The organism is Saccharopolyspora phatthalungensis (genome assembly GCF_014203395.1).
GTDB classification, from domain to species: domain Bacteria; phylum Actinomycetota; class Actinomycetes; order Mycobacteriales; family Pseudonocardiaceae; genus Saccharopolyspora; species Saccharopolyspora phatthalungensis.
In genome coordinates this window covers 134890-159854 of sequence record NZ_JACHIW010000002.1, presented here as the reverse complement: position 1 = coordinate 159854, position 24965 = coordinate 134890, and the positions used below count along the sequence as shown (strand labels likewise).

The window sequence follows — 24965 nt, the reverse complement described above, 5'->3', positions numbered from 1 at the left end:
CGCGCCCGAAACCCGAGTCTCGACCACACCCCGCCGCAGGAAAAGTTGGCAATGTGTCCGCGCCGGCCGCCCGAACCGAGCACACCGTCCATTGACTTTTCGACGCCGCCCGGTTCAGGCGGCGTCGCCGTAGAAGAGATGCTCCGGATGCGGGTGGCTGAGGAAGTCGTGGTGCGAGATCTCCCAGCCGTAGGCCCCGGCGTGGCTGAAGACCAGCACGTCCCCGGCCCGCACCCGTGCCACGACCGCGTCGCGCGCGAGCACGTCCTTGGGGGTGCACAGCTCGCCGACCACGGTGATCCGGGCATCGCGCAGCTCCGGACGCGTTGCGCTCAACGACCACTGCTCCACCGGAAGCACCGTGAACGGGTGGCTGTGCTGCCAAGACACCGGCAGCCGGAACTGGTGCGTGCCGCCGCGCACCAGGGCGTAGTCCACGCCGTGGTTGCGCTTGACGTCGAGGACCTCGACCGCGTACTGCCCGCACTCGGCGACCAGGTAGCGGCCGCACTCGAAGTCGATTTCCGCCCAGTGGCCGGGGAATTCATCGATCACGGCGGGCAGTTCGCGGGCGAAGTGCACCCAGTCGAACTGGTCGGCCAGGTCCGCGTAGTTCACCCCGATGCCGCCGCCGACGTTAAGCACCTCGCAGCGCACGCCGAATTCCTGCTCCCACGCCGAGACGGTTCGCCGGTAGTGGTCCAGCAGTTCCAGGTGCGCGGTTGCGGAAAGGTTGTTCGACAGCGAGTGCAGGTGGAAACCCACCAACCGCACACCGGGCAACGTCGCCACGGCCGCGACCGCCTCGGGCAGGGCCGCTTCGGAAATCCCGAACTGGGTCGGGCGCCCGGCCATCGCCAGGGTCGCGCTGGGGAACGGACCGGCGAGGTTGACGCGCAGCAACACCTCCGCAGTCCGCCCGATCCGGGTGGCGATCTCGGAGATCCGGTGCAGTTCCAGCACGCTCTCGACGTGCAGCCGCGTGACGTTCTGCGTCAATGCCTGCTCGATCTCCGCCGGTGTCTTGGCCGGGCCGCCGAAGATCACCGGCGTCGTCTCCCCGATGGCCCGCGCCTTGTCCAGCTCGCCGCCCGAAGCGACCTCGAACCCGGCGACCAGCGGTGCCAGCGCCCGCAGCAACCGATCGGCGCTGTTGGCCTTCATCGCATAGAACATCCGGCACCGCGGCGGCAACGATTCCACCACGGTGCGGACGTGTTCGGTGAGCAGATCCAGGTCGTAGGCGAACAGGCAGACCGGCTCGCCACCGGCCCGGTCCTGCACGAGTTTGGCCAGCTGGTCACGCATGGTTCCCCCGGTGGTCGTCGAGATGGGCGCGCAAGGCGCGGGCCGCCAGGCCCCGTTCTTCGCCGAGGACGAACGTGCGCACCCCTGCGGCCTGCCACCGCTCGTGATCCTCGCGGGTCCGCGGAATCGCGCAGAACGGCACCTGCTGCGTCGTGCATTCGGCGTGCACCCGGTCCAGGGCGTCGCGGACCTGCGGGTGCCGGGTCTGCCACGGCACGCCGTAGGACTGCGACAGGTCCGCGGCGCCTTCCAGCACCAGGTCCACTCCCCCGCCCGCGAGGATGGACGGCAGTTCGTCGACGCCCTCGGCATCCTCGATCATCGCGATCACCATGACTTCCTCGTTGGCGCGGCGGATGTAGTCCGCCAGATCGATGCGCCCGAAGCCGGGCACCCGCCCGCCGTTGAGGCTGCGCATGCCTTCCGGTGCATAGCGCGCGGCCCGGACCGCCGATTCGATGTCGGCCCTGGTCCGCACGTGCGGCACGACCACACCCAGCGCACCCGCATCGAGCGCGCGCAGAATCGCACCCGGATCGGCCTCCGGCACGCGGACGAACGCGACGAGGTCGACGGCCTCGGCGGCGCGGATGAGGTTCTCCAGCTGCTGCGGATCGACGAGGGTGTGCTCGGTGTCCAGGATGACGAAGTCGTACCCGGCGCAGCCGATCATCTCCACCAGCGTCGGCGACGGGATGGAGCAGAACAAACCGTAGCTCTCGCCGCCCCGGGCGAGCCGGGCCTTGACGGTGTTGGGACGCAGCATCAGTCCACCTCCGCGAGTGGGTTCGGCACCGTGTGCAGCCGGAGTTCGGTGTCGGGTACCAGGCGGCGAGTGGTCAGCTTCTCCACCTCGATGGTCGGCGTGAACACGTCGAACAGTGCGAAACGATCCGCCAGCTCCGGAAAAGACTGCCGGTAGGCGCGGATCTCGTCGCGCACCAACCGCCAGAACCGCCGCTCGGCGAACGCGTAGCGGTCGGCCAGGAACATGGCGAACTCGCCCAGGTTGATGAAGCAGAACGCGTCCAGCAGGAAATCCGTGACCAGGTCGAGCCGGTCGGTCTCCAGGAACGAATTCCGGTTCTGGTGGTGCGCCGGGGTTCCGGCCAGTTCCGGGCACAGCTCCGGCACCGCCAAGTGCTCGCGGGAGAACCGCACACCGTCGTGGAAGTCCTTCAAGACCACCCGGGTCGGGATGCCGTTGTCGTGCACCAGCGCCATGTTCTGCGCGTGCGACTCCAGCGCGATGCCGTGCTTGCAGAGCAGGTGCACCAGCGGCAGCGCGCTGACCCGCACCAGACGCCGCACCCATTCCTCCACACCCAGGTCGCGCACCCACGGGTCGATCAACGGCGTGCCGTCGACCTGGCACGCGGTCAAGCCGGTGAAGGGCACGGCCTGCTCCCCCGGGGCGAGGTACTGGTGCAGGCTTTCGCGCCAGATGCAGGCCAGCGCGTCGTAGGTGTCGGCTTGCAGGAGCCCGGATTCCGGGGTCACCGCGGTACCGAGCACCTCCCCGAGCAGAATCGGGCGAAGGTCAACGCGCAGAAACTCGTCGCCGGCGACCACTTCTTGCAGCCAGTCGGTGATTCGCGGCGCGTTGCGCACGGTGTGCGCGGCCAAGCCGCGGCCGGTCGAGGTGTTCACGATCGACATGGACAGCTTCAGGTACGGGCGCAGCAGGTCGTCCCGGCAGGTCATGGTGCGGATCGATTGCTGCGGGATGAACTCGTGGGGATCCGCACCGAGCAGGATCAGTTCGCCGCGGCTGAGCTGCTCGGCGAACGCGCGGGCGATCCGCTCCCGCCATTGCCACGGGTGCACGGGAACCAGCGCGTAGTCCTGCGGGTTGCCACCGTTCTGCTCGATCCGTCGACGGAAGGCTTCCGCGGACGCACCGAGTTGGGTGGCCACATACCGCTCGCCGATCGTCGTGGACCGCGAGACTTCGGTGATGCTGCGGTGCGCGGCGAGCCAGAGCGGCCGTACCGGGCTGGCGAACTCGGGGCCGTAGGCGATGTTGTCGGCGGCGTCGAAGCCGATCCGCGACTTGTACGTCGGGTGGTAGCGATGTCCGTCGGTGATCGCCGATTCCAGGGTGTCATAGTCCGCTGTGGACAGATCGGTGCGCCGCTCGGCACGGACGTATTCCGCCAGCGCGTCCTTGAACAGCGTTTCCTCCAACTCCCGGGCGAAGCCGACCAGGTGGTCGGGGTCGGCGTCCAGCGAGCCCCGGACCTCGGCGAGGAATCCGCTGACCGATTCCGCTTCCCGGTCGCCCCGGCGAACCTCCGAGGTGAGACTCACCCGATTGAAGCCGAACCGGCGCACCGCGCGGAATGAGTAGCGGACCTGCCCGCCGGCCGCGTCCACGCCGTCGACGACGTGCTCGTCGCCGTCCTGCCGGGTCTTCAGCGCGTCTTCGTACACCAGCGACGACACCAGTTGGCGGAACACCCGGCGCCGCACGGTTCGGAAGGTCGGCGCGGTCAGCGCGGCCTGCACCAGCTGCGCGGTCATGGGTTCACCTCACACATCGGGTTGCGGACGTCGACATACAGCGGGCGCTCACCACGCTCGGCGAAGCGACTGATCAGGTTCGCCTTCGCGGGCAGCACCGGGGATTCGACCAGCTCGGCGGCGTACCGGCCGGGGCAGGCCCGGAGGAATTTCCGGACCACCGCCCACAGCCGCCGCTCGCCGGCCGGTGTGTACCGGCCCAGCACGTGCACCAGGTGACCGAGGTGGTTGGTGACGAAGTGGTAGCGCAGCCGCATCCAGGCTTCCGCGTCGTCGTAGCGCACCGGGCTGTCCAGCGGCACGCCGGCGAGCCTGGCTCGCTCTCGACTCACGCTGGTGCCCTCCATATCGCGGACGAAGAAGCGCTTCGGCCAACCGTTTTCCGTGTGCAGCAGGGAGTTCTGCACATGGGCCTCGAAGCTGATGCCGTCGTCGGTGAACACCGCGAGCAGCGGACCCAAGGAGATGCCCAGGTAAGCCCGCAGCCACTCGGCGACGTGCTCGAAGGTCAGCGGGCCCGCCTGCGCCACCAGCTCCACCAACGCCGGAGGGCCGCCGTCCAGCCGATCTTCCAGGAGCCCGGCCAGCACCTGCGGGGCCGCGGTGGACTCGACGAACGGATGGCGGCGGAAGAGCACCGAGAAATCCGCTGCCAGCGGGCCGACGACCGCCGGGTCGACGGTGCGGTACCCGGTCTCCAGCAGTACCTCGAACCCGTCGTGCCGCCACCGGCTGGCGGCGCCGGCGACCAGCCGGCTCGCGTCCACGGCCCGGCGTGCGTGCTCCACCGGGTTGTTGCGGACGAAGTTGGTGATGCGGACGTGCAGCGGCAGTTTCCACGCCGTTGCGAAGCCGGGATCGCACACGGTACGCACCGACGACGTCGCATACACCGCCTTCCCGAGTGGCCCCAGCGGTACCAGCCGCCCGGAGTCGATCAGCGCCTCGACTTCGGGCTGCCGCTCGAGGTGGGCGGCCTGCCAGGGGTGCACCGGCAGCAGGACGTGGTCTGCCTGATCGGTGCGCAACGCCGTGCGGGCCTTCTCCTCGACTTCGGCCGGAATCCAGGGTTCGTCGGTGACTCGGTCCTCGACGACCAGGTCGGCGGCGAGCGCCAGGTAGTGCAGCTGGAACCACGCGCCGAGCTCCGGGGCGTAGCAGTCCAGCTCGTGGTCGCTGAACCCCTCGGCGCTCTTCGGCGTCGGGTGGAACGGGTGCCCCAACAGCAACGACTGCTCGGCGAACCGAGTGATGCCAGGCGAGTCGGTCGGCCGGGGGCCGGGGTCGCGGGCGAGGTACCGCGCCGCCCGCTCGACGCTGTTGGCCACCTGTCCCAGGAAGGCCGCCGTTCCGCCCGTGCCGCACCGCTGCGCAAGTTCGTCCGCGATGAGCTTCACGAACTCGTCGTGGCCGACCGGAACGCGGTCGCCGTCGGCGAGTTCCCGGAAAAGTTCGTCGCCGTAGGCGTGATGACCGAACTCGGAGCGGTAGCGCACCCGGACCACCAGCGCGCCATCCGCCGCGTGCAGCGGGATACGCAGCCAGTCGTCGGCGAGCGCCCCGCCGGTTTCCCGCACCAGCGCGTTCAGCAGACGCTGCCGCGCCGCCGCTCGAGCCAGAACCTCATTCACCGGAACACCTTCTCGGAAGTCGCACCCACTCGGAAAGAATGCACATCGGACCTCGTGCGGCTCGCCGCGGCCAGCAAGGCCGCCACGACCAGCAGGGCGCCGATCAGGAAGAACACCGCCGTCGGCGGCAGCAGGACCGCCATCGCCGCGCCCAGCAGTGGGCCCAGCACCTGGCCGAGGTCGAGCAGCCCGGTGCTGAAGCCGAAAGCGGCGCCGCAGCCCCGATCCGGAACCTGCCGGGCGGTCACGTGCAGCACCGACTGCACCAGGGCGGCAAAGCAGAATCCCTGCACGATGCGCAGCGGCAGCAGCATTTCCACGCTCACCAGGGCCTGTAGTGCCACCGCGATGCCACACAGTGCGGCGGCCACGGCGAAGCCCCGTTGGGCCGGGCGGACGTCGTTGCGGCGGCCCCACCACGGGCTGCCCAGCCAGGACGCCGCCCAGGTCGTGGCCTGCAAGGCACCCACCCAGGCCGTCGCGCTGGCCATCGAGCCAGTGAGCCGGTCGACCTGCGGCGCGAAAACCACCACCAGCGCGAAGATCGCGGCCTGCGCGGCGAGCCCGGCGAGCAACATCATGCGGCTTTCCCCGACCCGCCACAGCGTCGCTGCCACGGCCTGCATCGAGTACCGTTCCGGGCCGCAACCCGTCGGCTCGACCAGCAGCGTCGCGGCGAGCACGCTCGACAGCAACAGCAAGCCGGCGACCGCCGCGAACAGCGGAGCGAACCCAAAGCGCCCGGCGAGCAGGCCACCGACCAGCGGGCCGAGCAACGATCCCGCGGCCGTGGCCCCGAACAGGCCGCCCAGCGCACGGCCGCGCCGGTCGGGACCTGCCGCGGAGCTGGTGTAGGTCGCGGTGGCGCTCACCACGCCGCCGAATGCGCCTTGCAACAGCCGACAGGCCAGGAACTGGCCGGGCGTGTCCGCCAGCGCCATCAGCGCGATCGCCAGCCCTAGCCCCGCGAGCGCCCGCACGACCATGGGCTTGCGGCCGAAGCGGTCGCCGATCAGCCCCCACACCGGCCCGCTGATCAGTTGCGTCACCGCCGGCGCGGCCAGCGAAACACCCGTCCACCAAGGTATTTCCGCCGCCGGTGTACCGAGCTGGGCGAGGTAGAACGGCAGCAGGGGAACGACGATGGTGAGCCCGGCGGTCGCGGCGAACTGGCCGAGGCACAGCACGGCGAACGTGCGCATCAGACCACCGATCCGCGCAACAGGGGGTTCGGGACCGCGCCCACCCCGGCGGGCATGCTCACCCCGCCGGAGGGCCCCTGCCGCAACAGCGGCCCGAGCACTGACCGGCTCGGCCACATCTCGGCATGCAGCAACCGGTCCCGCAGGACCTTCGCCACGGCGTTGGGCAGCGGCGCCAGACCGTCGAGCACCGCGGCCCGCAACTCGGCCCACAGCACGCCTTCGTCCAGGCCGAAGTGTCGGCACAGCGCGTCGGCGATGCCGTAGAGGTTGACCTGAAAACCGAGCGTCTGAAGGTAGCCGACGAGCGCTTCGGCCGATTCGAGGTGCAGCGACTGCGGCGCGCCAGGCTTGATCACGTATTCCGGATCCGGCGTTCCGGCGGCACGCATCCACTGCGGATAGAGCCGAAGCGTGTCGTGATCCCGGAGCACGAACCGGTCCACCACCCCATCCCGCAACACGACGACGACGTTCTGGCCGTGCAGTTCCGGCAGCACTCCGTAGCGCAGGAAACCGAACCCGACCTCGCAGAACGCCGCCGCCAGCGCCCGGAAGAAGGTCACCGCATCGAATTGGCCGGATAGCGCGGGCGCCAGCACATCCCACTCATGTGCCGCCAGCGCGGCCATCGGCAGCGCCAGGCCGTCCAGCTCGGGATACACCCTGACCTGTGCGGCGAGCTGGCCGGGCCGGTTGCCGAACTCGTCGGCGGGATCATGCCAGCCGCACCAGATTCGCTCGTCGCACAACGCAATCCGTCGCCGCAGCAACGGATCCCGGTCGATCAGGTCCTGCATGGTCTCCTGCGCGCGCTCGGCGTTGGCCAGGTAGCGCGGCGGCAGCAACCGCGTCGCGCCCAAAGTGGCCACGCCGAGCGGAAGTTTGACGTGCTTCGGCGTTTCCGGCGCCGTGGTGAGCGTGCGGATCGACGCCGTCGGGTGGAACCGGCCGACGCCCCGCACCAGCGGCACCAGCGCGCCGCTGGCGAGTTCCTCGGCGAACTGGGACGGCAGCACGCGGTCGAATTGCCACGGATGAACCGGAACCGGCAGGAAATCTTCGGTGACGGCGCCCGTGCGCTGCTGCGCCTCGGCGAGCTCTTCCCGGTCCGTGGGATCGAGGATCAGCTCGGGTATCCGGTGTGAATCCGCGTCGCCGCCGAAGCGAAGACGCTCCCGGCGCACCGCGACCCAGTCCAGGCCGAGCGGCTGCGCTCGCATCGGCCCGTAGCGCACCAGTTCCGTCGCGGACCAGCCCGCCGCGGCCCGCGCGGTGGGATGGAACGGACGGTTCCGGGTCGCGGCCAGCCGCTCGCCGGACAACAGCTCGCCCGCCTGCGGCTTGAGGACGAGATCCGCCCGCTGGCCGAGCAGTGCAGCGGCATGCGCCCTAGAGGCCCGCACGTCGTCGGCCACCCCGGCGGCACCCGCGAAGTCACCGCACACCAGCAAGACGAGCTCCTCCGGCGTGATCGGTCTCTGCTGCGCGCCCTCGCCGTGGCGGACCGGGCCGCCGGCGTATCGGTAGCGCTGGAGTTCGCCGCCGGGGCGCACCCGGAAGCTCACCCACCCGGTCGGCAACTTCACGCGGCACCAGTGCTGTCCGGCAACCTCCGCGGGCCGGTCGAGTTCGGCCCGCGAACCGAACTCGACCAGGTCTTCTTGCAGCAGCGCGTCGACGAGGTCCCGCATTACCAGCTCGGCCGGTTCGTCTCGCATCAGTACAGATCCAGCCAGGTACCGACGCCCTGGTTCTTCGCCCGCTCGTACACCTCGCCGGCGCAGGCGATGTCCTCCACCGCCATCCCCATCGGGTTGAGCACGATGATCTCGTCGTCGTTTTCCCGCCCCGGCTTCGCGCCGGAGAGAATCTCGCCCAACTCGGCGTGCAGCCGCTCGCGGGAGAAGGAGCCCTCCAGCACCAGCTGGTTGATGATCTTCTTTTCCCGGTTGCTCTGCTCCCAGTCGTCCACCACGACCTTGTCCGCGCCCAGGAACACGTCCTTGTGTACGTCCATGATGGACACGTTGCACAGCAGTGCGCCCCGCTTGAGCCAGGCGAACGGGATGTAGGGCCGACTGGTGACCGTGCACGGCACGACCAGGTCACCGGCGCGCACGGCTTCCTCGGCGGTGCTCGCCACCTGCGCCTTGACGGCCGGGAACTCGCCGCTGATCTGCGCCGCGACATCGTGCGCCGCGCTGGGCTGCTGGTCGTAGAGGTGCACGGTCACGATGTGCTCAAACTGCTGCAACAGCGCGGTGAGCTGCGTCCGGCCGATCACGCCGCAGCCGACGAGCGCGACGTCGGTGAACCCGGCGCGCGCCAGGTGCCGGGCCGCCAGGCAGGTCACCCCGGCGGTGCGCCACGCACTGATCAAGCTGCCTTCGAGGACGGCCACCGGGTAGTTGCTCTCCGGATCGTTGAGCACGATGACGGCGCTGGCCCGCTCCCGGCCGCGCCGGACGGGATTGTCGTGCTTGCTGCCGATCCACTTGATCCCGGACAACCCGGGTTCGCCCACGTGCGCCGGCATCGCGATGATCCGGTCGGCGATGTGTCCGTCCGTCCCCGCCGCCCGCAGGTACGGCTTGAGCGGCTGCACCGTCTTGCCCTCGGCGTGCGCGACCAGCCCGGCGTGCAGGGCTCGCACGTACAGCTCGGCCTCGGCACCGCCCACCGCCGCGATGTCGCTGCGACTCAGGTAGAGCATCTTCGGGGATTCCTCCGTGGACACCAGATCTCCTTCTCGTCAGTTCGTGCAGCGCCGTCGGGCGGCGGCGAACCAGTCGTCGTCGTAAACCAGGTCGAGGTAGCGATCACCGCGGTCCGGGAACACCGCGACGACCCGGCAGGGGCGGGGCAGCTCGGGCAGCGTCTTGCGGATCGCGGCGACCACCGCACCGGTCGACCCGCCGGCGAAGATGCCTTCGGCGGCCAGCAGATCCCGGCAGCCCACCGCCGCCTCGAAGTCGTTGACGTGCACCACGTCGTCGATCTCGCCGGGTTGCAGCAGTTCCGGCACCCGGCTCGCGCCGAGTCCGGGCACGTCGCGCGGGCCCGGCGGGGCCCCGAAGATCACCGAGCCGACCGCGTCCACCGCGATCACCCGCAGGTCCGGGAAGTCCTCCCGCAACCGGCGGGAGCAGCCGAGGATGCTGCCGGTGGTGCTCACCGCGCCGAACAGGTACGAGGGCGGGCGGACCAGCTGCTCGGCGAGTTCGGCACCGGTGCCGTGGTAGTGCGCCTGCCAGTTCCGGTCGTTGGCGTACTGGTTGATCCAGATCGCCTCCGGCGAGTTCGCCACGATCTGCTGCACCCGGCGGATCCGGGTGTGCAGGTAGCCGCCCAGGCCGTCCGGCTCGGTCACCACGTCCACCTCGGCGCCCAGGTGCCGCAGGATGGCGACGTTCGACCGGGCGGCCTTGGGATCCAGCACGCAGGTGAACCGCAGGCCGTGGAGCCGGGCCGCGATGGCCAACGCGATCCCGAAGTTGCCGGAACTGCTTTCCACGAGGTGGCTTCCGGGGCGGATGGAGCCTTCCCGCAGCCCGCACTCGATGATGTAGCGGGCGGAGCGGTCTTTCATGCTGCCACCGGGATTCATCAGCTCCAGCTTGGCGATCACCTCTAGATCGGGTTCGGGGAACAGTCGGGTCAGCGAGACGGCGGGCGTATTGCCCACGCACTCGAAAACCGACTCGGCGACGGATTCGGTCAGCGTGTCGACAGCCACGTTTCTCCTCAGCTCGACGACCGGAACGGGCAGGGCGACGGCCGGAACGCTAGCAAAGGTTAGGCTAACTTAATAGAATGTGATCAAGAGATAACGATCACATCAACGCGACGAGGTTGCCCCGAACAGGGCAGCTCCGGCTCCTGATCGCGGATCAGCAGCCGCATCCCAATGCCGGTGTCTCACAACGACATGGGACACCCGGCACCGATCGCGCCCACTCTCGATGAACCAACGCGACGACCCGGCTCGGCGAAATCAACCGCCAATCGGTCAACCACAAACGATTTTGTTGTGATCAGGAAACCACTGATCAATTCCGCAGTGTCAACAATGCGCTGCGCGACGGGATCGATCCACAGTGCACCAGGGATTTGCGAAATCCATCGGCCCGGCGAGCGGTCAGATCAGCGTGCCGCGGGGCCGCCTCCCGCGCGAGCCGCGGCCGGTGTTCACCAGACAGCGGCAAGATGTCGGCCGATGCACGGCTCAGGTCGACCAGCGGGTTCGGCCACGAGCCCGCAGTTCGACGTTCGGCAGCTCCGGCGCAGGCAACGCCGGGCCGTCGTATCCGTGCACGACCCCGAAGCGTCCGTCCGATTCGCCTGTGCTGCGGCCGTGCTCCCACTCCGCCCGGGCCTGGGCGATCTCGTCGTGCGAACGCCCAACAAAGTTCCACCACATGACCAACTGCTCCTCGAACGGGATACCGCCGAGAAGGACCGCGCGCGCCGGGCGATCGGCCCGCACCGACACCTCGCGGCGGCCGCGCCCCAGGTAGAGCATGTCGCCGCCGGCCAGCGGCCGGTCGCCCACGGCAAGGCCGTCGGACACCGCCAGCACCGCGTGCTCGAACTCGGCCTGCACCGGCAGCCGCAGCGTGCGGCCCGCCGCGATCGACAGCTCCGCCCCCACCAGCGGGGTGTAGGTCCGCGCCGCCGACTTCGCCCCGGCGAGCTCACCCATCAGGACCGTCACGGCACCGTCCGCCGTGGACAGCACGGGCAACTCACCGTGGTGCTCGAAATGCGGGGCCACGTCGCGCCGATCACCGGGCAACGCCACCCACAACTGGACTCCGTGCAGGACCGGGCCATGGCCGACCGGCGACTCCTCCGAGTGCGAGATGCCGAAACCGGCGGTCATCAGGTTCAGCTCACCCGGTCGCACCAGCTGCTCGTTGCCCAGGCTGTCGCGGTGCAGCACCTCGCCGCCGAGCAGCCAGCTCACCGTCTGCAGCCCGGTGTGCGGGTGCGGCGGCACCTGCATGCCCGGCGCACCCGTGATGTCAGCCGGGCCGTAGAAGTCGGCGAAGCACCAGGCCCCCACCATGCGCCGATCGCGGTTCGGCAGCGTGCGCCCCACCAACATCGCCCGTGGGCCGCCCAGCGGTACGGTGCGCGGTCGGAGGAGTTCGTACTCCGGCTCGGCCGCGGTCACCACGCCGCCGCAGCGCAGTTCGGCCGGGTCGCGTTCCACGTTGCTCACCGAGCCAGCCTCCCGCATCCAGCCGTTGCGTGCACAATCGATTGAACACCGCCGCCGACGCACCTGGAGAGGAAACGTGAGCAGCTCCACCCAGCCCGAGGTCGTGGACGACCCCGGCGCCAACCGCTTCGAGATCCGCGCCGACGGGGAACCGGCTGGATTCACCGAGTACCGGCTGCGCCCCAAGTCCATCGCGTTCCTGCACACCGAGATCGACCCCCGGTTCGAGGGTCGCGGGCTGGGCGGCGCGCTGATCCGCTCGGCGCTGGATGCCGCCCGGGAGCGCGGCCTCGCGGTGCTGCCCTACTGTCCATTCGTCCGCGGGTGGATCAGCAAGCACTCGGACTACCTGGACCTCGTGCCGGCCGATAAGCGGGCGGGTTTCCAGCTCTGACGGTCCGCTGCGGCCAGAGATGCTAACCGGGCGGATTGGCCTGGGGGACCGGCGATTTCGCACGAAATCGCCGCCCGCTCCGCGCTACGCACCCGCTGGGTCGGCTGGACCAATGGATGCGTCACCCAACGGTCGCGCCGAAGATCAACCCGAGCAGGTAGGTCACCGCCGCTGCGCCCGCCCCGATGGCGAGTTGCCGCAAGGCGCGAGGCAGCGGCGGCGCGCCGGACAGCACGGCGACGGTGGCGCCGGTCAGCATCAGCGCCAGCCCGACCAGCACGACCGCGATCAGGACGGCGAGGCCACCACTGAGCCCGGCGACGAACGGCAGCACCGGGACCAGCGCACCGGAGGCGAAAAAGACGAAACTGGAGATCGCCGCTTTGAGACCGGTGCCGACGATCTCGTGCTCGTCGGCGGGTTGGTCGGCCGGTGGCACCGGCGGCTTGGGGTCGCGCAGCAGCGCATCGGCGCGGCGCTGGGCCTCCTCGGCGGACATGCCCCTGGCCCGGTAGACCAGGCCGAGTTCGTTGGCGTTGACGTCGAGATAGGGCACCACCGCGCGGGCTTCGGGATTCGGAGCCGCTGCGGCGAGCAGTTCCCGCTGGGAACGCACCGAGATGTACTCGCCGGCCCCCATCGACAATGCACCGGCCAGCAGCCCCGCCAGCCCAGTGAGCAGCACGGTCGAGGTCGGCACGTTCCCGCCGATGACGCCCAGCACCAGCGCCAGGTTGCTGACCAGGCCGTCGTTGGCGCCGAATACCGCCGCGCGGAATGTTCCCGACACCCTGGCGCGCCCGCGTGCGGCGAGTGCCCGCACGACCTCCTCGTGGATGCGTTCGTCGGCGGCCATCGCGGCCGGCGCGTCGCGGTCGAAGCGGTACGGCGAGCGGCTTTCGGCGCGCTGCGCCAGAGCGAGCACGAACACCGAACCGAACCGGCGGGCCAGGAACACGAGCAGCCGCATCCGGAAGTGGCCGCGCCGCTTCGGCCCGACCTCGTCGCCGAGCAGTCCTTCCCAGTAGGCGGCGTGCCGTTCCTCGGCCTCGGCGAGCCCGAGCAGGATCTCCCGTTCCTCACCGGAGCGCCGGGCGGCCAGCTCCCGGTAGACCTTCGCTTCTTCATGCTCGTCCGCCAGCCGACGTCGCCAGCGGCGCACCGACTTCTCATTCGGTCTGCCTGCTCGATACGCGTTGTCCTGCACGCGCCAAGCCTCCCAGCGGCCATCCGGAGTCACCACTCGAACAACTCCGATCATCGGATCGTCGGCGCCCCCAGCCCGCCCCTACCGTTGATCGACTTGACGAAAACCTCTGACAACAAAAGGGAATCCGCACTATGCGATGGCGCCCTCGTGCCGGATCCCTCCGGCCGCCCGGCTGACCTTGCTGGCGACCTCGGCGGCGGCGCAGTCCCGGCACACACCCGGGGACCTCCACCGTAGATGTCTATTGTGGACTGTTGTACTCATTGCGCGGCGGAAGCAGTTCCAGCGATTCGGCCAGCGGACGGCGTGACGTGGTCGGCAGCGCCTCCTCCGGCCCCGGCCAGCCTAGGCGCAGCACCAACTGGGCATACCCGGCGCCGCCGAGCACCGTTTCCTGGACCCGTTCGCGTATCTCGGCGACTTCTCCCAGTTGGTTCAGCGGGCAGGTCGCCAGGCCGTCGCGCACCGCCGCCAGCAGCACGGCGCTGAGCGCCTCCCCCGCCGCCAGCCAGCTGTCAACCCAGTCACCGCGAGTGGCCAGCACCGCGAACACAGCTTCGTCGGTCAGCACCGGGCTCGCCGGTTCGGGGTCGTCCAGATCGGCCACCGCCTTCTGGTACGCGGCGGATTCCCGCAACCACCCGGCTCGCTGCAAGGACTCCACCAAGACGCCGCGGTGCTCGGCGGCCCGAACCAGGGCGCCGTGTTCGGTTTCGGCCGCGGCACGCAGGCCCATCAGCAGCTCGGGCGGAACGGGCTCCGCGCGGTACGGCCCCCGCGCGGCGTGCCGCTGGCCCGCCGCCCCGGCCAGCGCCACCATCGCCGGGGCAAGGCGATCATGCTGGCTGAACTGGATCGACGCCAGGTGATCGGGCTGGGCCGCATTCGGCAGCCGGTGCACCATCGTCCGCCAACCGAGCGCGCCGAACGCGATCCGCGCATGATGCAGCACGGCACCGCAACTGATCACCTGCGCACGTCCCGCCGGGTCGAGCACCTCGGGCAACCGCGATCGGTCCAGGAACAACTGCAACGATCGCTCGGCCAGCAACCACCGCCACGGCTGGCAGTTGTGCACCGAGGGAGCCCGGCACGCCAAGGAAAGCGCCGAACACACGGTGTCGTAAGACGGCGGGGCGACGCGCGTCATCCCAGCGCCAGCAGCCGCCTGACGCGGCGCGGTAAGCGCGGCAGCCACCCGTCATTGAGCCAGCGCCGCGACCCCCGCGGCCGTCTCTCGATGATCGAACCGAACACCAGCACCACGACCTAACGCACTACGGACCAAGACAATAGTTCGCACCGCTTAGCTGATCGGTCCAGAGCAGAAAGTCACGGCGGCCAGAGCAGAAAGCCACGCCAGTCAGTCCCGTGGACCGCGATTTCGGCCGGATTGCGGCAGGTCAGCATCGAGCTCGACATCTCGGTGGTTAGGACTGCCTGATCACCTTCAGGCGCCGAAGGCCGGGGGCCGCTTTTCCAGGAACGCCCGCACGCGTTCGCGCGCATCCGGGGTTTGCGACGTCGCGGCCATCACCTCGGTCGCGATCGCGTAGGCATCGGCCTCCGGCCGGTCGAGCTGGGCGTAGATGGTCTGCTTGCCCACCGCCTTGGCCTGCCTGCTACCGCACGTCGCGCGGGCCAGCAGCGCCTCGACAGCGCCGTCCAGCTCCGCGTCGGGCACCACCTGGTTGACCAGGCCCCACCGCTCGGCGGTCGCGGCATCGATCGGATCTCCGGTGAGCGCCATTTCCAGCAGGCGCTTGCGGCCTATCGAACGGGCCACCGGCACCGCCGGGGTGTGGCAGAACCAGCCCCCCTTGCCGCCCGGTAGCGCGAACCCCGCCGACTCCGCGGCCACCGCCAGGTCGCAGGTGGCCACCAGCTGGCACCCGGCCGCCACCGCCAGCCCGTGCACCCGCGCGATCACGACCTGCGGAACGGCGTGGATCGTGCGCATCAGCGACTCGCACAGCCGCAGCAGTTCGCGCATCCCGGCCAGGTCTCGGTCGGCCATGTCGGTGAAGTCGTGACCGGAGCTGAACACCGGGCCCGCACCGGCCAGCACGATCCCGGTCGCCTTCGTCTCGGCGGCCGCCTCGAAGGCCTGCCGCAGCTCGCCGAGGTGCTCCGCGGACAGCGAGTTGCGACTCTTGGGGCGGTTCATCGTGATCCGGACGGTCGCACCGTCCTGTTCGGTCAGCAGGTGCCGGTATCGCTGGCTGGTCATCGAAGCTCCAGGGACTCGAGTTCGTCGCCGCTTCCCCGAGCCTGGCATAAAACATGGCGCCGGGGCACCCGCCGGGCAGCGGGACCATCCGCCGACCACTGAGCTCTGCCCTGGCACACGGGGCGGCAAGAGCGGGGCCCTGCGGGAGCCCGAGCATTCGGCGGCACCGGCGCGCCCCACCAAGTGGGTGGAGTTGGCGCCGGACACCAGTTTCCCGATCATCCTGCCTCCGACCAGGCACCTGCCCCGGTACCAGCGCGGCAGCCGATCGTAATCGGTCCGACATGATCGGCTTTCCGGCACACAGGTCCAAGGGTGGCGCACGAGAGCCAGGTAGGGTCTCGTCGGCACCGAGGGTGGCCGGACGACGGAGGCTGATCTCATGAACCGCAAGACCGTGATCGCGATCGTGGCGCTCCTGGTCGTCGTCTGCGGCTCACTGCTGGTCCGCGATCCCGTCGGTGCGGCGAGCGCGGTGCGGTCCGGCTGGGACCTGCTGATCGCGGCGCTCACCACCGTGGTCACCTCACTGACGACGTTCTTCCAGCACCTGTTCGCGAGCAGCTGACGGGCTCGGGTCCCGGGCGGCGAAGTGCTGCCCGACGACAATTCATTCACCGATTGCCTTGTACGATACTTTTCAACCTGACCTCGCCGCAGTTGACTGAAAACCGCACCATGATTGCTTTCCCACACTTGAAGAACGAATCAGTGCGCTAAAGAGATCGGGCCCAATACCCACTCTGCCAACACCAGAAACAGGCCTAAGAAGAAACTAGTGACCAAATACCCGGCCGCCGCGCGGACACGGCTGGCGCGCTCCGCGAAAGCGAAAAAATCCGTCCAACCAACACGAAAGTCAGCTTGTCGTCTCCGGGCCGACGGCTTAGGGTAGGAACCGGTCACATCGAGGGAAAAGAGCCGGCCGAGGTCAGGACCAAAATGACATCGGTTACTGGGGAAGACCGACTCACCGGCGAAGTGGCCCGGCGCGAGGGAAATGATTTCCGGCCGGTCCGCATGTCGCAAAGCTCCCACCGGGCGAACGTTCGATCCAGGGCCCAGATCGATCAGCTCGAGATGACCTGCGGGGGACCGGAAATTCCACGCGTTGCGTGCAAGCGCAAGCCGGATCACATTGGTGTCCGGCAAGCGACGTGCATCGACACAGAAAGAGTGATGGGGAATGCAGATCAAGGACACATTCAACTTCAATGGCCGCAATTTCGGTCGCACCGGCTGGGGCTGGGGCAACGGCTGGGGCTGGGGCTGGGGCAACGGCTGGGGCTGGGGCGGCTGGGGCTGCGGCAACGGCTGGGGCTGGGGCGGTTGGGGCGGTTGGGGCTGCTGGTGAGTCCTAACGCCAACCGAACCATTTAGTCGCGTAGCTCCCACTCCCGCGGAGTGGGAGCTACGCCCGTTTCTTGCGGGGTGAGAATTTGCCTGGCTTGGTGAATTGGCTGTTCCGACCGGCCGAAGGGGACACCGAAGGGCTGGTCGAGCATGCGCCGACGATGCGAGTGCGCGCGGTTTTCCGACGCTTCTGGCCGGATGCCCGGCCCTTCCGCGGCTGGCTGCTGCTCAGCTTGCTGCTGGTGCTAATCGCGCCGATGTTGGACACCGCCGCGATCTGGCTGTTCAAGGTGCTCATTGACGATGTGCTCACGCCCCGCAACTTCGCTGCGTTCCCGGCTGTGGCGGCGGCGTACGCGGCGATAACCCTTGTTTCTGGAGCAATCGATTTCTCCGGGCAGTACCTGACGGTGTGGATCGGCGAGAACTTCCTCAACGTGTTGCGCACGAAGGTGTTCGCCCACCTGCACACCCTGTCGATCGGGTTCTTCGACCGCCGGCGCATCGGCGACACGCTCTCCCGGCTGACCGGGGACGTGGGTGCCATCGAGAGCCTCGTGCTGTCCGGGGTCGCCCAAACCTTCTCCTCGTTGGTGAAGGTCCTGCTGTTCACCGGCGTGCTGTTCTACCTCGACTGGTTGCTGGCCTTGGTGTCCCTGGTCGCGGTGCCGATGTTCTGGCTGATCGCCCGGTTCTTCGCGCAGCGGATCAAACTGGCCTCCCGCGAGGTCCGCGGCCGCAGCGGCTCCATCAGCACCGTCGCCGAGGAAAGCCTCGGCAACGCGCCGCTGATCCAGGCCTACGGGCGGGAGAGCGCCGAGGTCGAGCGATTCGCCAAGCAGAGCCGCGGCAACGTCGCCGCCGAGCTGTCCGCCGCGCGGGTCGGCGCCCTGTTCTCGCCGCTCGTGGACCTGCTGGAAGTGTTCGGCGTGATGGTCATCCTCGGCGTGGGCATCTTCGAGCTGTCCGCCGACCGGATCAGCCTCGGCGGGTTGCTGGTGTTCCTGGTGTACCTGTCCCAGCTCTATACCCCGGTGCGCAGCCTCGGCCAGCTGTCCAACACCGTCTTCTCGGCCGCCGCCAGCGCCGAGCGCATCATCGAGCTGCTGGACCAGCGCCCGCTGGTGCAGAGCCCGGCGCATCCGATCCCGCTGCCGCGGCGGGCCACCGGTCGCCTGGAGGTCGACCGCGTCAGCTTCCGCTACCCCGGGACCGTCACCGATGTGCTGCACGGGGTGAGCTTCTGCGCCTTGCCCGGCCAGACCACCGCCGTGGTCGGGGCCAGCGGCGCGGGCAAGTCAACCCTGACCAAGCTGCTGTTGCGCTTCTACGACCCGAGCCATGGCCGGGTCCTGCTCGACGGCATCGACCTGCGGGCCCTGGACATGACCGCGTTACGTGCCAACATCGCGATCGTGCTACAGGAAACCCTGCTGCTGGACGGCACCATCGCGGACAACATCCTGGCCGGACGAGCGGATGCCACCCGCAACCAACTCGTCGAAGCGGCCGAGGCCGCCGACGCACACGAATTCATCCAGCGGCTGCCTGAGGGCTACGAAACCCGGGTCGGGCAGCGCGGCCGCCTGCTTTCGGGCGGGCAGCGGCAGCGCATCGCGATCGCCCGCGCGATGATCCGGGACGCTCCGATCCTGCTGCTGGACGAACCGACCACCAGCCTGGACGCCGACGCCGCGGAACGGATCCTCAGCCCGCTACGGCGCCTGATGGCCGGCCGCACCACCGTCGTCATCTCGCACAACCTGCTCACGGTCCAGGACGCGCAACAGATCATCTACCTGGACCGCGGTTCGATCACCGAGGCCGGTACCCACCACGAGCTGCTGACCAACAACAGCGGGTACGCCCACCTCTACCGGCTGCACCACCCAGAGCGTCCGGCCGGGCCGGGTGCACCGGCCCAGCCGGACGGGCAGCTGCCCAACTAGCGCCAGGCTTCGCCGCGCCGGTGCGCCTGGAACCGGCGGCCGCCAGCGGCCGCCAGCCGTCTTCCTTTGCGCACCAGGAAATTCTGATTCGCGACGTGCCGCAGATACCGCCACGGAGGCTGCCCTCCGTGGCGGCAGGCCATCGCGTAACAGAAGTCCACGACGTTGCGGTCGATGTACCGGTCGATGTGTTCGTACCACGCCATGCTGCTGCGCGCGGTGGCTTGCAGCCGGCGCAGGTTGGTGTGGCCCTCCTCGTCGAACTCCTTCAACGCCGTGGCCAGGTTGTCGTGATCGAACAGCTTGTCCGCGAGCACGATCGCATCCAGCATCGCCAGCCGGGTCCCGGAACCGATGGTGAAGTGCGTGGTGTGCGCGGCGTCGCCGATCAGGATCGCGTTGCCGTGCCGCCAAGTCTGGTTGAAGACCTGGGTGAAGCGCTGCCACGACGCGGGTTTGCCGCGGGACTGGCTGATCAGCGAACCGCCCTCCAGCGGGCGGGCGAAGATCCGCTCCAGCAGCCGCATGCTCTGGCCGGCGTCCAGCCGGTCCAGGCCCAGGCCCCGCCAGGTCGGCTCCTGGCATTCGACGACGAAGGTGCTGACTTCGGTGCTGGACGGATAGGCGTGGAACCAGATCCAGCCCTCCGGGGTCTCTTCGAAATCGTAGGTGAACATGTCGAACACCTTGTCGGTGCCCAACCAGATGTAGGGGTTACGGCCGTGATCCACGCTGGTGCCGAACTCGTCGCTGTAGCGCTGCCGAATCCGGCTGTTGGCGCCGTCGGCGACCACGACCAGATCGGCGTCGGAGAGTTCCGACAGATCCTCCACGGCACGCTCGTAGTCGAGCTTCACACCCATGCCCGTGGCCCGCTCAGCGAGAATCTCCAGCATCGGCGCGCGGTTGATGCTGAAGCCGTATCCCCCGAGATACGCCTTCTCGTCGCCGCGCATCGCGATGACCTGCTCCTGCCACAGCGTCGACTCGGCGCGGATCCGCTCCGCACTCTCCTTGTCGTTGCGGTACAGCGTGTCGAGCAGATTTTCCCCGTAGCCGACGCCCCAACCGTAGGTGGCGCCCGGCGGATCCCGTTCGATGACTGTCACGTCGTGTCCGGCGTCTCGCAGTTTCGCCGAGATGGCGAGGTACAGCCCGGCCGGACCGGCTCCGATGCACACGATCTTCACAGCACGACCTCCTGAGGGAACAGGCGGGCAGCTGCGCAGACGCACCGGGTGGCACGCCGTTGTCCGCGTGACGCCCTCGTTGTACACGTCTGCGCGACTGGTCGCACCCGCACGGCGGTCCACATGTCGGACCCGCGGGTGGCATGCTCCGCGTGTTCCGGACCACGGCGGCGAGCCCGGAACGGCCGACAGCAAGGGAGCTGGTGATCATGCGAAGCGCGGCGGCGACCTCCGAGTCCGTATCGCGGATCAACACCGCGCCCGGCGATCCGTTGCCGGGCACCCAGAGCGCGCATCGGGCGCTGCTACTGCTGCGGCTGCTCGGCAGCGAGGGCGGCGGCACCGATCGCGGTGTCGGGCTTGGCGAGCTGGTCTCGGCGAGCGGGCTGCGCAAGCCGACCGTGCATCGGCTGCTGACCGCCCTGTCGCACAACGGTTTCGTCGAGCAGAATCCGCGCACCCAGCGCTACCACCTCGGGCCGGAGTCGCACGTGCTCGGGGTGCTGGCCGCCGGGCGGTTCGGGATCCACCGGTTGTCGCTGCCGTCGCTGGCGAAGCTGGCCAGGCTCTCCAGCGACGCCGCCTTTCTCACCGTGCGCCGCGACGACTACTCGGTTTGCCTGCACCGCGAGGACGCCTCGGCCCCCATCCGCAACTACGCGCTGCAACCGGGCGACTTCCATCCCCTGGGCGCGGGCGCGGGCAGCTTGGCGATCCTGGCGGCGTTGGACGATGCCGAGGTCGACGCGGTGATCGGGCGCAATTCCGAGGTCCTCGGGCGCGCCTACCGGCTGCTGTCCGAACCCGTGCTGCGCCGGCTCATCGCCCGGACCCGGCAGCGCGGCTACGCCCTCAACGACGGCCGGATTTTCCCCGGCTCCTGGGCGGTCGGTGTGCCGGTGCACGACGCCGACGGGGTCGTCCGGGCCGCGCTGAGCATCGCCACCATCGAGCAGCGCCTGAATCTGGAGCGCCAGCGCGAGCTCGCCGAACTGCTGCTCCGCGAGGCGCACGTCGTGCAGTGCCGGCTGCTGGAAGCAGCCACGGGTGAACCGACTCCGAGGAGGTAAAGGTGACCAGAGCGGTCAAAACACCGCGGATCATCGGCTGGTCGCACACCGGGTTCGGCAAGCGGGCCGAACCGGACACCGAAGCCCTGCTGGCCGCCGTGTCGGCGGACGCGCTGGCGCATGCCGAACTCCCGGTCGAGGATCTGGACGGCATCTTCGTCGGCGTCTACAACAACGGCTTCTCCCGCCAGGACTTCCAGGCGGCGTTGGTGGGCGTGGGCCAGGAGCGGTTGAGCCGGATCCCGGCGACCCGCCTGGAGAACGCCTGCGCCACCGGCTCGGCGGCGCTGTATGCGGCGCTGGACTTCGTCGCCGCCGGCCGCGGCCGGACGGCACTGGTGATCGGCGCGGAGAAGATGACCGGGGTGCCGGGTGACGAGGTTGGTGACATCCTGCTGTCGGCCAGCTACCGCAAGGAGGAAGCCGACTACGGCAGCTTCGCCGCGGTGTTCGGCACCATCGCCGCCGCCTACTTCGAACGTCATGGCGACCACCGCGACGTGCTGGCCCGCATCGCGGCGAAAAACCACCGCAACGGCGTGGCCAACCCGTGGGCGCAGATCCGGAAGGACCTCGGCTTCGAGTTCTGCAACACGGTCTCGGACCGCAACCCGCTCGTGGCCGATCCGCTGCGTCGCACCGACTGCTCGCTGGTCTCCGACGGCGCCGCCGCTGTGGTGGTGGCGAGCCCGGATATCGCCGCTCGCGCGCCCCGCGCGGTCGGGTTCCGCGGTCGTGCCCACGCCAACGACGCGCTGCCGCTGAGCCGCCGCGACCCGCTGGAGTTCGCGGGCGCGCGGGACGCCTTCGGCGCGGCTCTCGCCGAAGCCGGGATCACCCTCGACGATCTGGATCTGATCGAGACCCACGACTGCTTCACCATCGCAGAACTCCTGCAGTACGAGGCGTTCGGGCTCGCCGAGCGCGGCAAGGGGCGACGTGTGGTGGACGAGGGCCTGGCCGAGCGGGACGGCAAGCTCCCGATCAACGTTTCCGGCGGGCTGAAGGCCAAGGGCCATCCGGTCGGCGCCACCGGCGTGTCGATGCACGTGCTGGCCGCGATGCAGCTGACCGGTCAGGCAGCGGACCTGCAACTGCCCCGGGCAGACCTTGCGGCGGTGTTCAATATGGGCGGCGCGGCGGTCGCCAACTACGCGTCGGTCCTGGAGCGTGTCCGGTGAGCGAGCGACTGCCGATCGCGCGGCGCGCGATGAACCTGGGCGAACTGCTGGTCCAAGCCGCGCGACGGCACGGCGACCGCGACGCAGTGGTCAGTGGTGACCGGCGGTGGACCTGGCGCGAGCTGCACGCCGACGTCGGTGCCCTGGCCGCCGAACTCCGCGCGGCGGGTGTGGGGTCCGGGGACGCGGTGCTGGTCCACTCCCCCAACCATGTCGAGCTGATCCAGGCCATGTTCGCGTGCTGGTTCGCCGGTGCGGTGTTAGTGCCGACAAACTTCCGGCTGACGCCGACCGAGGTCGTCGGCCTCGCCGAGGTGTCTCGGCCGGTCGCCTGGATCGGGCACGCCGACTACCCGGAGCACGCGCAGGCTGTCGCCGAGGCGGTGCCGGGGCTGCGGCTCCGGCTGCGCCTCGCCGGCGACGGCGACGATTCGGTCGCCGCTGCGGTCGCGCGGCGTCGTGCCGAAGCGGTCCGGCCGGCGCTGGTCGGGCGGGACGACCCGTGCTGGTACTTCTTCACCTCCGGCACCAGCGGCCGCCCGAAGGCCGCGGTGCTCGGCCACGATCAGATGGGTTTCGTGGTCACCAACCACCTCTGCGACCTGATGCCCGGAACCGACCACCGGGACGCGTCGCTAGCGGTGGCACCGCTGTCGCACGGGGCCGGGATCCACTTCATCACGCAGGTCGCGCGTGCCGCCAAGACCGTGTTGCCCGCCGCCGATCATTTCGACCCGGCGGAGGTCTGGCGGCTGGTGGAAACCGAGCGGGTCTCCAACCTTTTCACCGTCCCGACGATCCTGAAGCGGCTGGTCGAGCATCCGGAAGTGCGGCTGCGCGACCACAGCAGCCTGCGCTACGTCATCTACGCCGGGGCGCCGATGTACCGCTCGGACCAGCTGCGCGCGCTGGAGGAACTCGGCCCGGTGCTGGTGCAGTACTACGGCCTTGGTGAGGTCACCGGCAACATCACCGTGCTGCCGCCGGACCAGCACGACCGCCCACTGCCCGACGGCGTGGACTTCGGCAGTTGCGGTGTGGCACGGGTTGGCATGCAGATCAGCATCCAGGACGACACCGGCCGGGAACTGCCGGCCGGGCAGCAGGGCGAGATCTGCGTGTGCGGACCCGCGGTGTTCCAGGGCTATCTGAACAATCCGGAGGCCAACGCCGCATCGTTCCGCGATGGCTGGTTCCGCACCGGCGACCTCGGCATTCTCGACGCGGAAGGGTTCCTCTACATCACCGGCCGCGTCTCGGAGATGTACATCTCGGGCGGCTCCAACATCCATCCGCGCGAGATCGAGGAGAAGATCCTCGCGCACCCCGACATCACCGAGGCAGCGGTGATCGGCGTGCCGGATCCGGACTGGGGCGAGGTCGGGATCGCGGTGGTCGTGCCGCGACCGGGCGGTGAGCTGACCGCGACGGCGCTGCGCGACTGGCTGGCGCCGAAGTTGTCCCGCTACAAGCTGCCGAAACAGCTGCTCTTCTGGGAGGAACTGCCCAAGTCCGGGTATGGCAAGATCGCCAAGCGAGCCATCAGGGACCGGCTTGCGGCCGAACGGGCGGAGACGACATGAGCCTGCCATTTGCCCGCCCGGAGCTGTTGCGCCACCCGGGCCCGGCGGATGCCCGGCGCGTCGAGGCTCACCGCGCCCACGCCCTGCGCCACGTCCAGCACCTCACCCCGGGTTCGTCCATTTTGGACGCACTGTGGGAACCGCTGGAGCGAACCGGCCGAACGGCGGGCAAAGCCGAACTCGTCGGCGGCACTTTCGGGCGGGTGCGCTACTGCATTCCCGCCCAGTGCCCGGACGGCAGCCGAGTCGCGACGTTCTCCGAACCGTTCGACGTCGGGGCGCCGGTGCGGCTGGTGATGGCTTCGGCGACCATCGGTGTCCGCGACGGCGGCAAGTGGATGCACTGCCACGCGTTGTGGGTGGACGCCGACGGCGTTGTGCGCGCCGGTCATCTGCTACCGGAAACGACGATCGGCGGGCCGCCACCCCGAGCGGTGATCGATGCGTTGTCCGGGGTGCGCTTGGAGTCCGCACCGGACGCCGAGACGAACCTGCCGATCTTCCACCACCGCGCGGAAGGAGCCGCAGCTGTGCAGACCCCTGCCGGGAGGCGAAAAGTACTGGTCGCCCGGATCAAACCGAATGAGGACATCGTGCAGGCGGTGGAAAAGCTGTGCCTGGCCGAGGATTTCCGCGCGGCCCTGGTGCGGGCCAGCGTCGGAAGCCTGGTCGGTGCGCGGCTGCGGGTCGGCGACCGCGTCATCGCGGTGCCGGGCCCGGCGGTGGAGGTGATCGCCCTGATCGGCGAGGTCCGCACCGACGCGCGCGGCGTGCCGACAGCGACCCTGACCGCGACGCTCGTCGGCGAGTCCGGGCAGGTGTACGGGGGCGAGCTGGTCTCCGGCGCGAATCCGGTGGCCATCACCTACGAACTATGCCTGGAGCCGATCCGGGCCGATGATGAGGCGAGGTGA

22 protein-coding genes are annotated in these 24965 nt (G+C 69.4%); 8 read left to right on the top strand and 14 right to left on the bottom strand.

Annotated features, from left to right (window positions below; all coding sequences use genetic code 11):
- Positions 1 to 114: 114 nt before the first annotated feature.
- The 9 genes from BJ970_RS27625 to BJ970_RS27585 form a co-directional block, all read right to left on the bottom strand.
- The gene (locus BJ970_RS27625; protein ID WP_184729702.1) at positions 115 to 1308 is read right to left on the bottom strand and encodes a type III PLP-dependent enzyme; all 1194 of its coding nucleotides are present in this window, start codon (positions 1306 to 1308) and stop codon (positions 115 to 117) included.
- Positions 1301 to 2074 carry an HpcH/HpaI aldolase family protein gene (locus tag BJ970_RS27620; RefSeq protein WP_184729700.1) on the bottom strand — a complete coding sequence of 258 codons (774 nt, stop codon included), beginning with the start codon at positions 2072 to 2074 and terminating at the stop codon, positions 1301 to 1303. Before BJ970_RS27620 ends, BJ970_RS27625 begins: the two co-directional genes overlap by 8 nt.
- Complete coding sequence (locus BJ970_RS27615; protein WP_184729698.1) at positions 2074 to 3831, bottom strand: IucA/IucC family protein; 1758 nt, start codon at positions 3829 to 3831, stop codon at positions 2074 to 2076. The genes BJ970_RS27620 and BJ970_RS27615 overlap by 1 nt, the downstream gene beginning before the upstream one ends.
- Positions 3828 to 5462 carry an IucA/IucC family protein gene (locus BJ970_RS27610; protein ID WP_184729696.1) on the bottom strand — a complete coding sequence of 545 codons (1635 nt, stop codon included), beginning with the start codon at positions 5460 to 5462 and terminating at the stop codon, positions 3828 to 3830. Before BJ970_RS27610 ends, BJ970_RS27615 begins: the two co-directional genes overlap by 4 nt.
- Complete coding sequence (locus BJ970_RS27605; protein ID WP_184729694.1) at positions 5459 to 6664, bottom strand: MFS transporter; 1206 nt, start codon at positions 6662 to 6664, stop codon at positions 5459 to 5461. Before BJ970_RS27605 ends, BJ970_RS27610 begins: the two co-directional genes overlap by 4 nt.
- Positions 6664 to 8385, bottom strand: coding sequence for an IucA/IucC family protein (locus tag BJ970_RS27600; protein WP_184729691.1), 1722 nt, complete (start codon positions 8383 to 8385; stop codon positions 6664 to 6666). Before BJ970_RS27600 ends, BJ970_RS27605 begins: the two co-directional genes overlap by 1 nt.
- Positions 8385 to 9404 (bottom strand): 2,3-diaminopropionate biosynthesis protein SbnB, encoded by a 1020-nt coding sequence (gene sbnB, locus BJ970_RS27595; RefSeq protein ID WP_312864496.1) that lies wholly within the window; start codon positions 9402 to 9404, stop codon positions 8385 to 8387. The genes BJ970_RS27600 and sbnB overlap by 1 nt, the downstream gene beginning before the upstream one ends.
- 15 nt (positions 9405 to 9419) lie before the next feature.
- A complete protein-coding gene (gene sbnA, locus BJ970_RS27590; protein WP_184729688.1) occupies positions 9420 to 10403 on the bottom strand; it encodes a 2,3-diaminopropionate biosynthesis protein SbnA in 984 nt (327 codons plus the stop codon).
- Between the two features lie 489 nt (positions 10404 to 10892).
- Positions 10893 to 11891, bottom strand: coding sequence for a pirin family protein (locus tag BJ970_RS27585; protein ID WP_312864495.1), 999 nt, complete (start codon positions 11889 to 11891; stop codon positions 10893 to 10895).
- Here BJ970_RS27585 and BJ970_RS27580 point away from each other — a divergent pair.
- The gene (locus BJ970_RS27580) at positions 11800 to 12285 is read left to right on the top strand and encodes a GNAT family N-acetyltransferase (RefSeq protein ID WP_376775137.1); all 486 of its coding nucleotides are present in this window, start codon (positions 11800 to 11802) and stop codon (positions 12283 to 12285) included. The genes BJ970_RS27585 and BJ970_RS27580 overlap by 92 nt on opposite strands.
- A gap of 121 nt (positions 12286 to 12406) precedes the next feature.
- Here BJ970_RS27580 and BJ970_RS27575 read toward each other — a convergent pair whose 3' ends face one another.
- The 3 genes from BJ970_RS27575 to BJ970_RS27565 form a co-directional block, all read right to left on the bottom strand.
- Positions 12407 to 13447: a VIT1/CCC1 transporter family protein gene (locus tag BJ970_RS27575; RefSeq protein ID WP_312864494.1), complete on the bottom strand. Its 1041-nt coding sequence runs from the start codon at positions 13445 to 13447 to the stop codon at positions 12407 to 12409.
- 289 nt (positions 13448 to 13736) lie between these two features.
- Positions 13737 to 14645: a nitroreductase family protein gene (locus BJ970_RS27570; protein ID WP_184729680.1), complete on the bottom strand. Its 909-nt coding sequence runs from the start codon at positions 14643 to 14645 to the stop codon at positions 13737 to 13739.
- A 300-nt stretch (positions 14646 to 14945) separates the two neighbouring features.
- Positions 14946 to 15725 carry an enoyl-CoA hydratase-related protein gene (locus BJ970_RS27565; RefSeq protein ID WP_184729678.1) on the bottom strand — a complete coding sequence of 260 codons (780 nt, stop codon included), beginning with the start codon at positions 15723 to 15725 and terminating at the stop codon, positions 14946 to 14948.
- Positions 15726 to 16107: 382 nt separating this feature from the next.
- Between BJ970_RS27565 and BJ970_RS27560 the strand changes: the two genes are divergently transcribed.
- The gene (locus BJ970_RS27560) at positions 16108 to 16293 is read left to right on the top strand and encodes a hypothetical protein (protein WP_184729676.1); all 186 of its coding nucleotides are present in this window, start codon (positions 16108 to 16110) and stop codon (positions 16291 to 16293) included.
- A gap of 140 nt (positions 16294 to 16433) precedes the next feature.
- Here BJ970_RS27560 and BJ970_RS27555 read toward each other — a convergent pair whose 3' ends face one another.
- The gene (locus tag BJ970_RS27555) at positions 16434 to 16877 is read right to left on the bottom strand and encodes a hypothetical protein (RefSeq protein ID WP_184729674.1); all 444 of its coding nucleotides are present in this window, start codon (positions 16875 to 16877) and stop codon (positions 16434 to 16436) included.
- Between the two features lie 34 nt (positions 16878 to 16911).
- Here BJ970_RS27555 and BJ970_RS27550 point away from each other — a divergent pair, with 34 nt between their 5' ends.
- Together BJ970_RS27550 and BJ970_RS27545 are read left to right on the top strand one after the other, a co-directional pair.
- Positions 16912 to 17079 (top strand): hypothetical protein, encoded by a 168-nt coding sequence (locus tag BJ970_RS27550; RefSeq protein WP_184729671.1) that lies wholly within the window; start codon positions 16912 to 16914, stop codon positions 17077 to 17079.
- A gap of 97 nt (positions 17080 to 17176) precedes the next feature.
- Entirely contained in the window at positions 17177 to 19027 is a 1851-nt protein-coding gene (locus BJ970_RS27545; RefSeq protein WP_312864493.1) for an ABC transporter ATP-binding protein, read from the top strand.
- On the opposite strand, the gene BJ970_RS27540 is transcribed toward BJ970_RS27545, so the two are convergent.
- Positions 19024 to 20217 (bottom strand): FAD-dependent monooxygenase, encoded by a 1194-nt coding sequence (locus tag BJ970_RS27540; protein ID WP_184729667.1) that lies wholly within the window; start codon positions 20215 to 20217, stop codon positions 19024 to 19026. The genes BJ970_RS27545 and BJ970_RS27540 overlap by 4 nt on opposite strands.
- A gap of 209 nt (positions 20218 to 20426) precedes the next feature.
- Here BJ970_RS27540 and BJ970_RS27535 point away from each other — a divergent pair, with 209 nt between their 5' ends.
- The 4 genes from BJ970_RS27535 to BJ970_RS27520 are packed head-to-tail and all read left to right on the top strand — an operon-like array spanning position 20427 to position 24965.
- Positions 20427 to 21287 carry an IclR family transcriptional regulator gene (locus tag BJ970_RS27535; protein WP_184729665.1) on the top strand — a complete coding sequence of 287 codons (861 nt, stop codon included), beginning with the start codon at positions 20427 to 20429 and terminating at the stop codon, positions 21285 to 21287.
- Between the two features lie 2 nt (positions 21288 to 21289).
- Entirely contained in the window at positions 21290 to 22468 is a 1179-nt protein-coding gene (locus BJ970_RS27530) for an acetyl-CoA acetyltransferase (RefSeq protein ID WP_184729664.1), read from the top strand.
- Positions 22465 to 24051 (top strand): acyl-CoA synthetase, encoded by a 1587-nt coding sequence (locus BJ970_RS27525; protein ID WP_312864492.1) that lies wholly within the window; start codon positions 22465 to 22467, stop codon positions 24049 to 24051. Before BJ970_RS27530 ends, BJ970_RS27525 begins: the two co-directional genes overlap by 4 nt.
- Positions 24048 to 24965: a PCC domain-containing protein gene (locus tag BJ970_RS27520; RefSeq protein ID WP_184729662.1), complete on the top strand. Its 918-nt coding sequence runs from the start codon at positions 24048 to 24050 to the stop codon at positions 24963 to 24965. Before BJ970_RS27525 ends, BJ970_RS27520 begins: the two co-directional genes overlap by 4 nt.

Coding starts and splice junctions, on each gene's coding strand:
- BJ970_RS27625 (WP_184729702.1), bottom strand. CDS start 1,308: ATGCGTGACCAGCTGGCCAAACTCGTGCAGGACCGGGCCGGTGGCGAG.
- BJ970_RS27620 (WP_184729700.1), bottom strand. CDS start 2,074: ATGCTGCGTCCCAACACCGTCAAGGCCCGGCTCGCCCGGGGCGGCGAG.
- BJ970_RS27615 (WP_184729698.1), bottom strand. CDS start 3,831: ATGACCGCGCAGCTGGTGCAGGCCGCGCTGACCGCGCCGACCTTCCGA.
- BJ970_RS27605 (WP_184729694.1), bottom strand. CDS start 6,664: ATGCGCACGTTCGCCGTGCTGTGCCTCGGCCAGTTCGCCGCGACCGCC.
- BJ970_RS27600 (WP_184729691.1), bottom strand. CDS start 8,385: ATGCGAGACGAACCGGCCGAGCTGGTAATGCGGGACCTCGTCGACGCG.
- BJ970_RS27570 (WP_184729680.1), bottom strand. CDS start 14,645: ATGACGCGCGTCGCCCCGCCGTCTTACGACACCGTGTGTTCGGCGCTT.
- BJ970_RS27565 (WP_184729678.1), bottom strand. CDS start 15,725: ATGACCAGCCAGCGATACCGGCACCTGCTGACCGAACAGGACGGTGCG.
- BJ970_RS27560 (WP_184729676.1), top strand. CDS start 16,108: ATGAACCGCAAGACCGTGATCGCGATCGTGGCGCTCCTGGTCGTCGTC.
- BJ970_RS27550 (WP_184729671.1), top strand. CDS start 16,912: ATGCAGATCAAGGACACATTCAACTTCAATGGCCGCAATTTCGGTCGC.
- BJ970_RS27535 (WP_184729665.1), top strand. CDS start 20,427: ATGCGAAGCGCGGCGGCGACCTCCGAGTCCGTATCGCGGATCAACACC.
- BJ970_RS27520 (WP_184729662.1), top strand. CDS start 24,048: ATGAGCCTGCCATTTGCCCGCCCGGAGCTGTTGCGCCACCCGGGCCCG.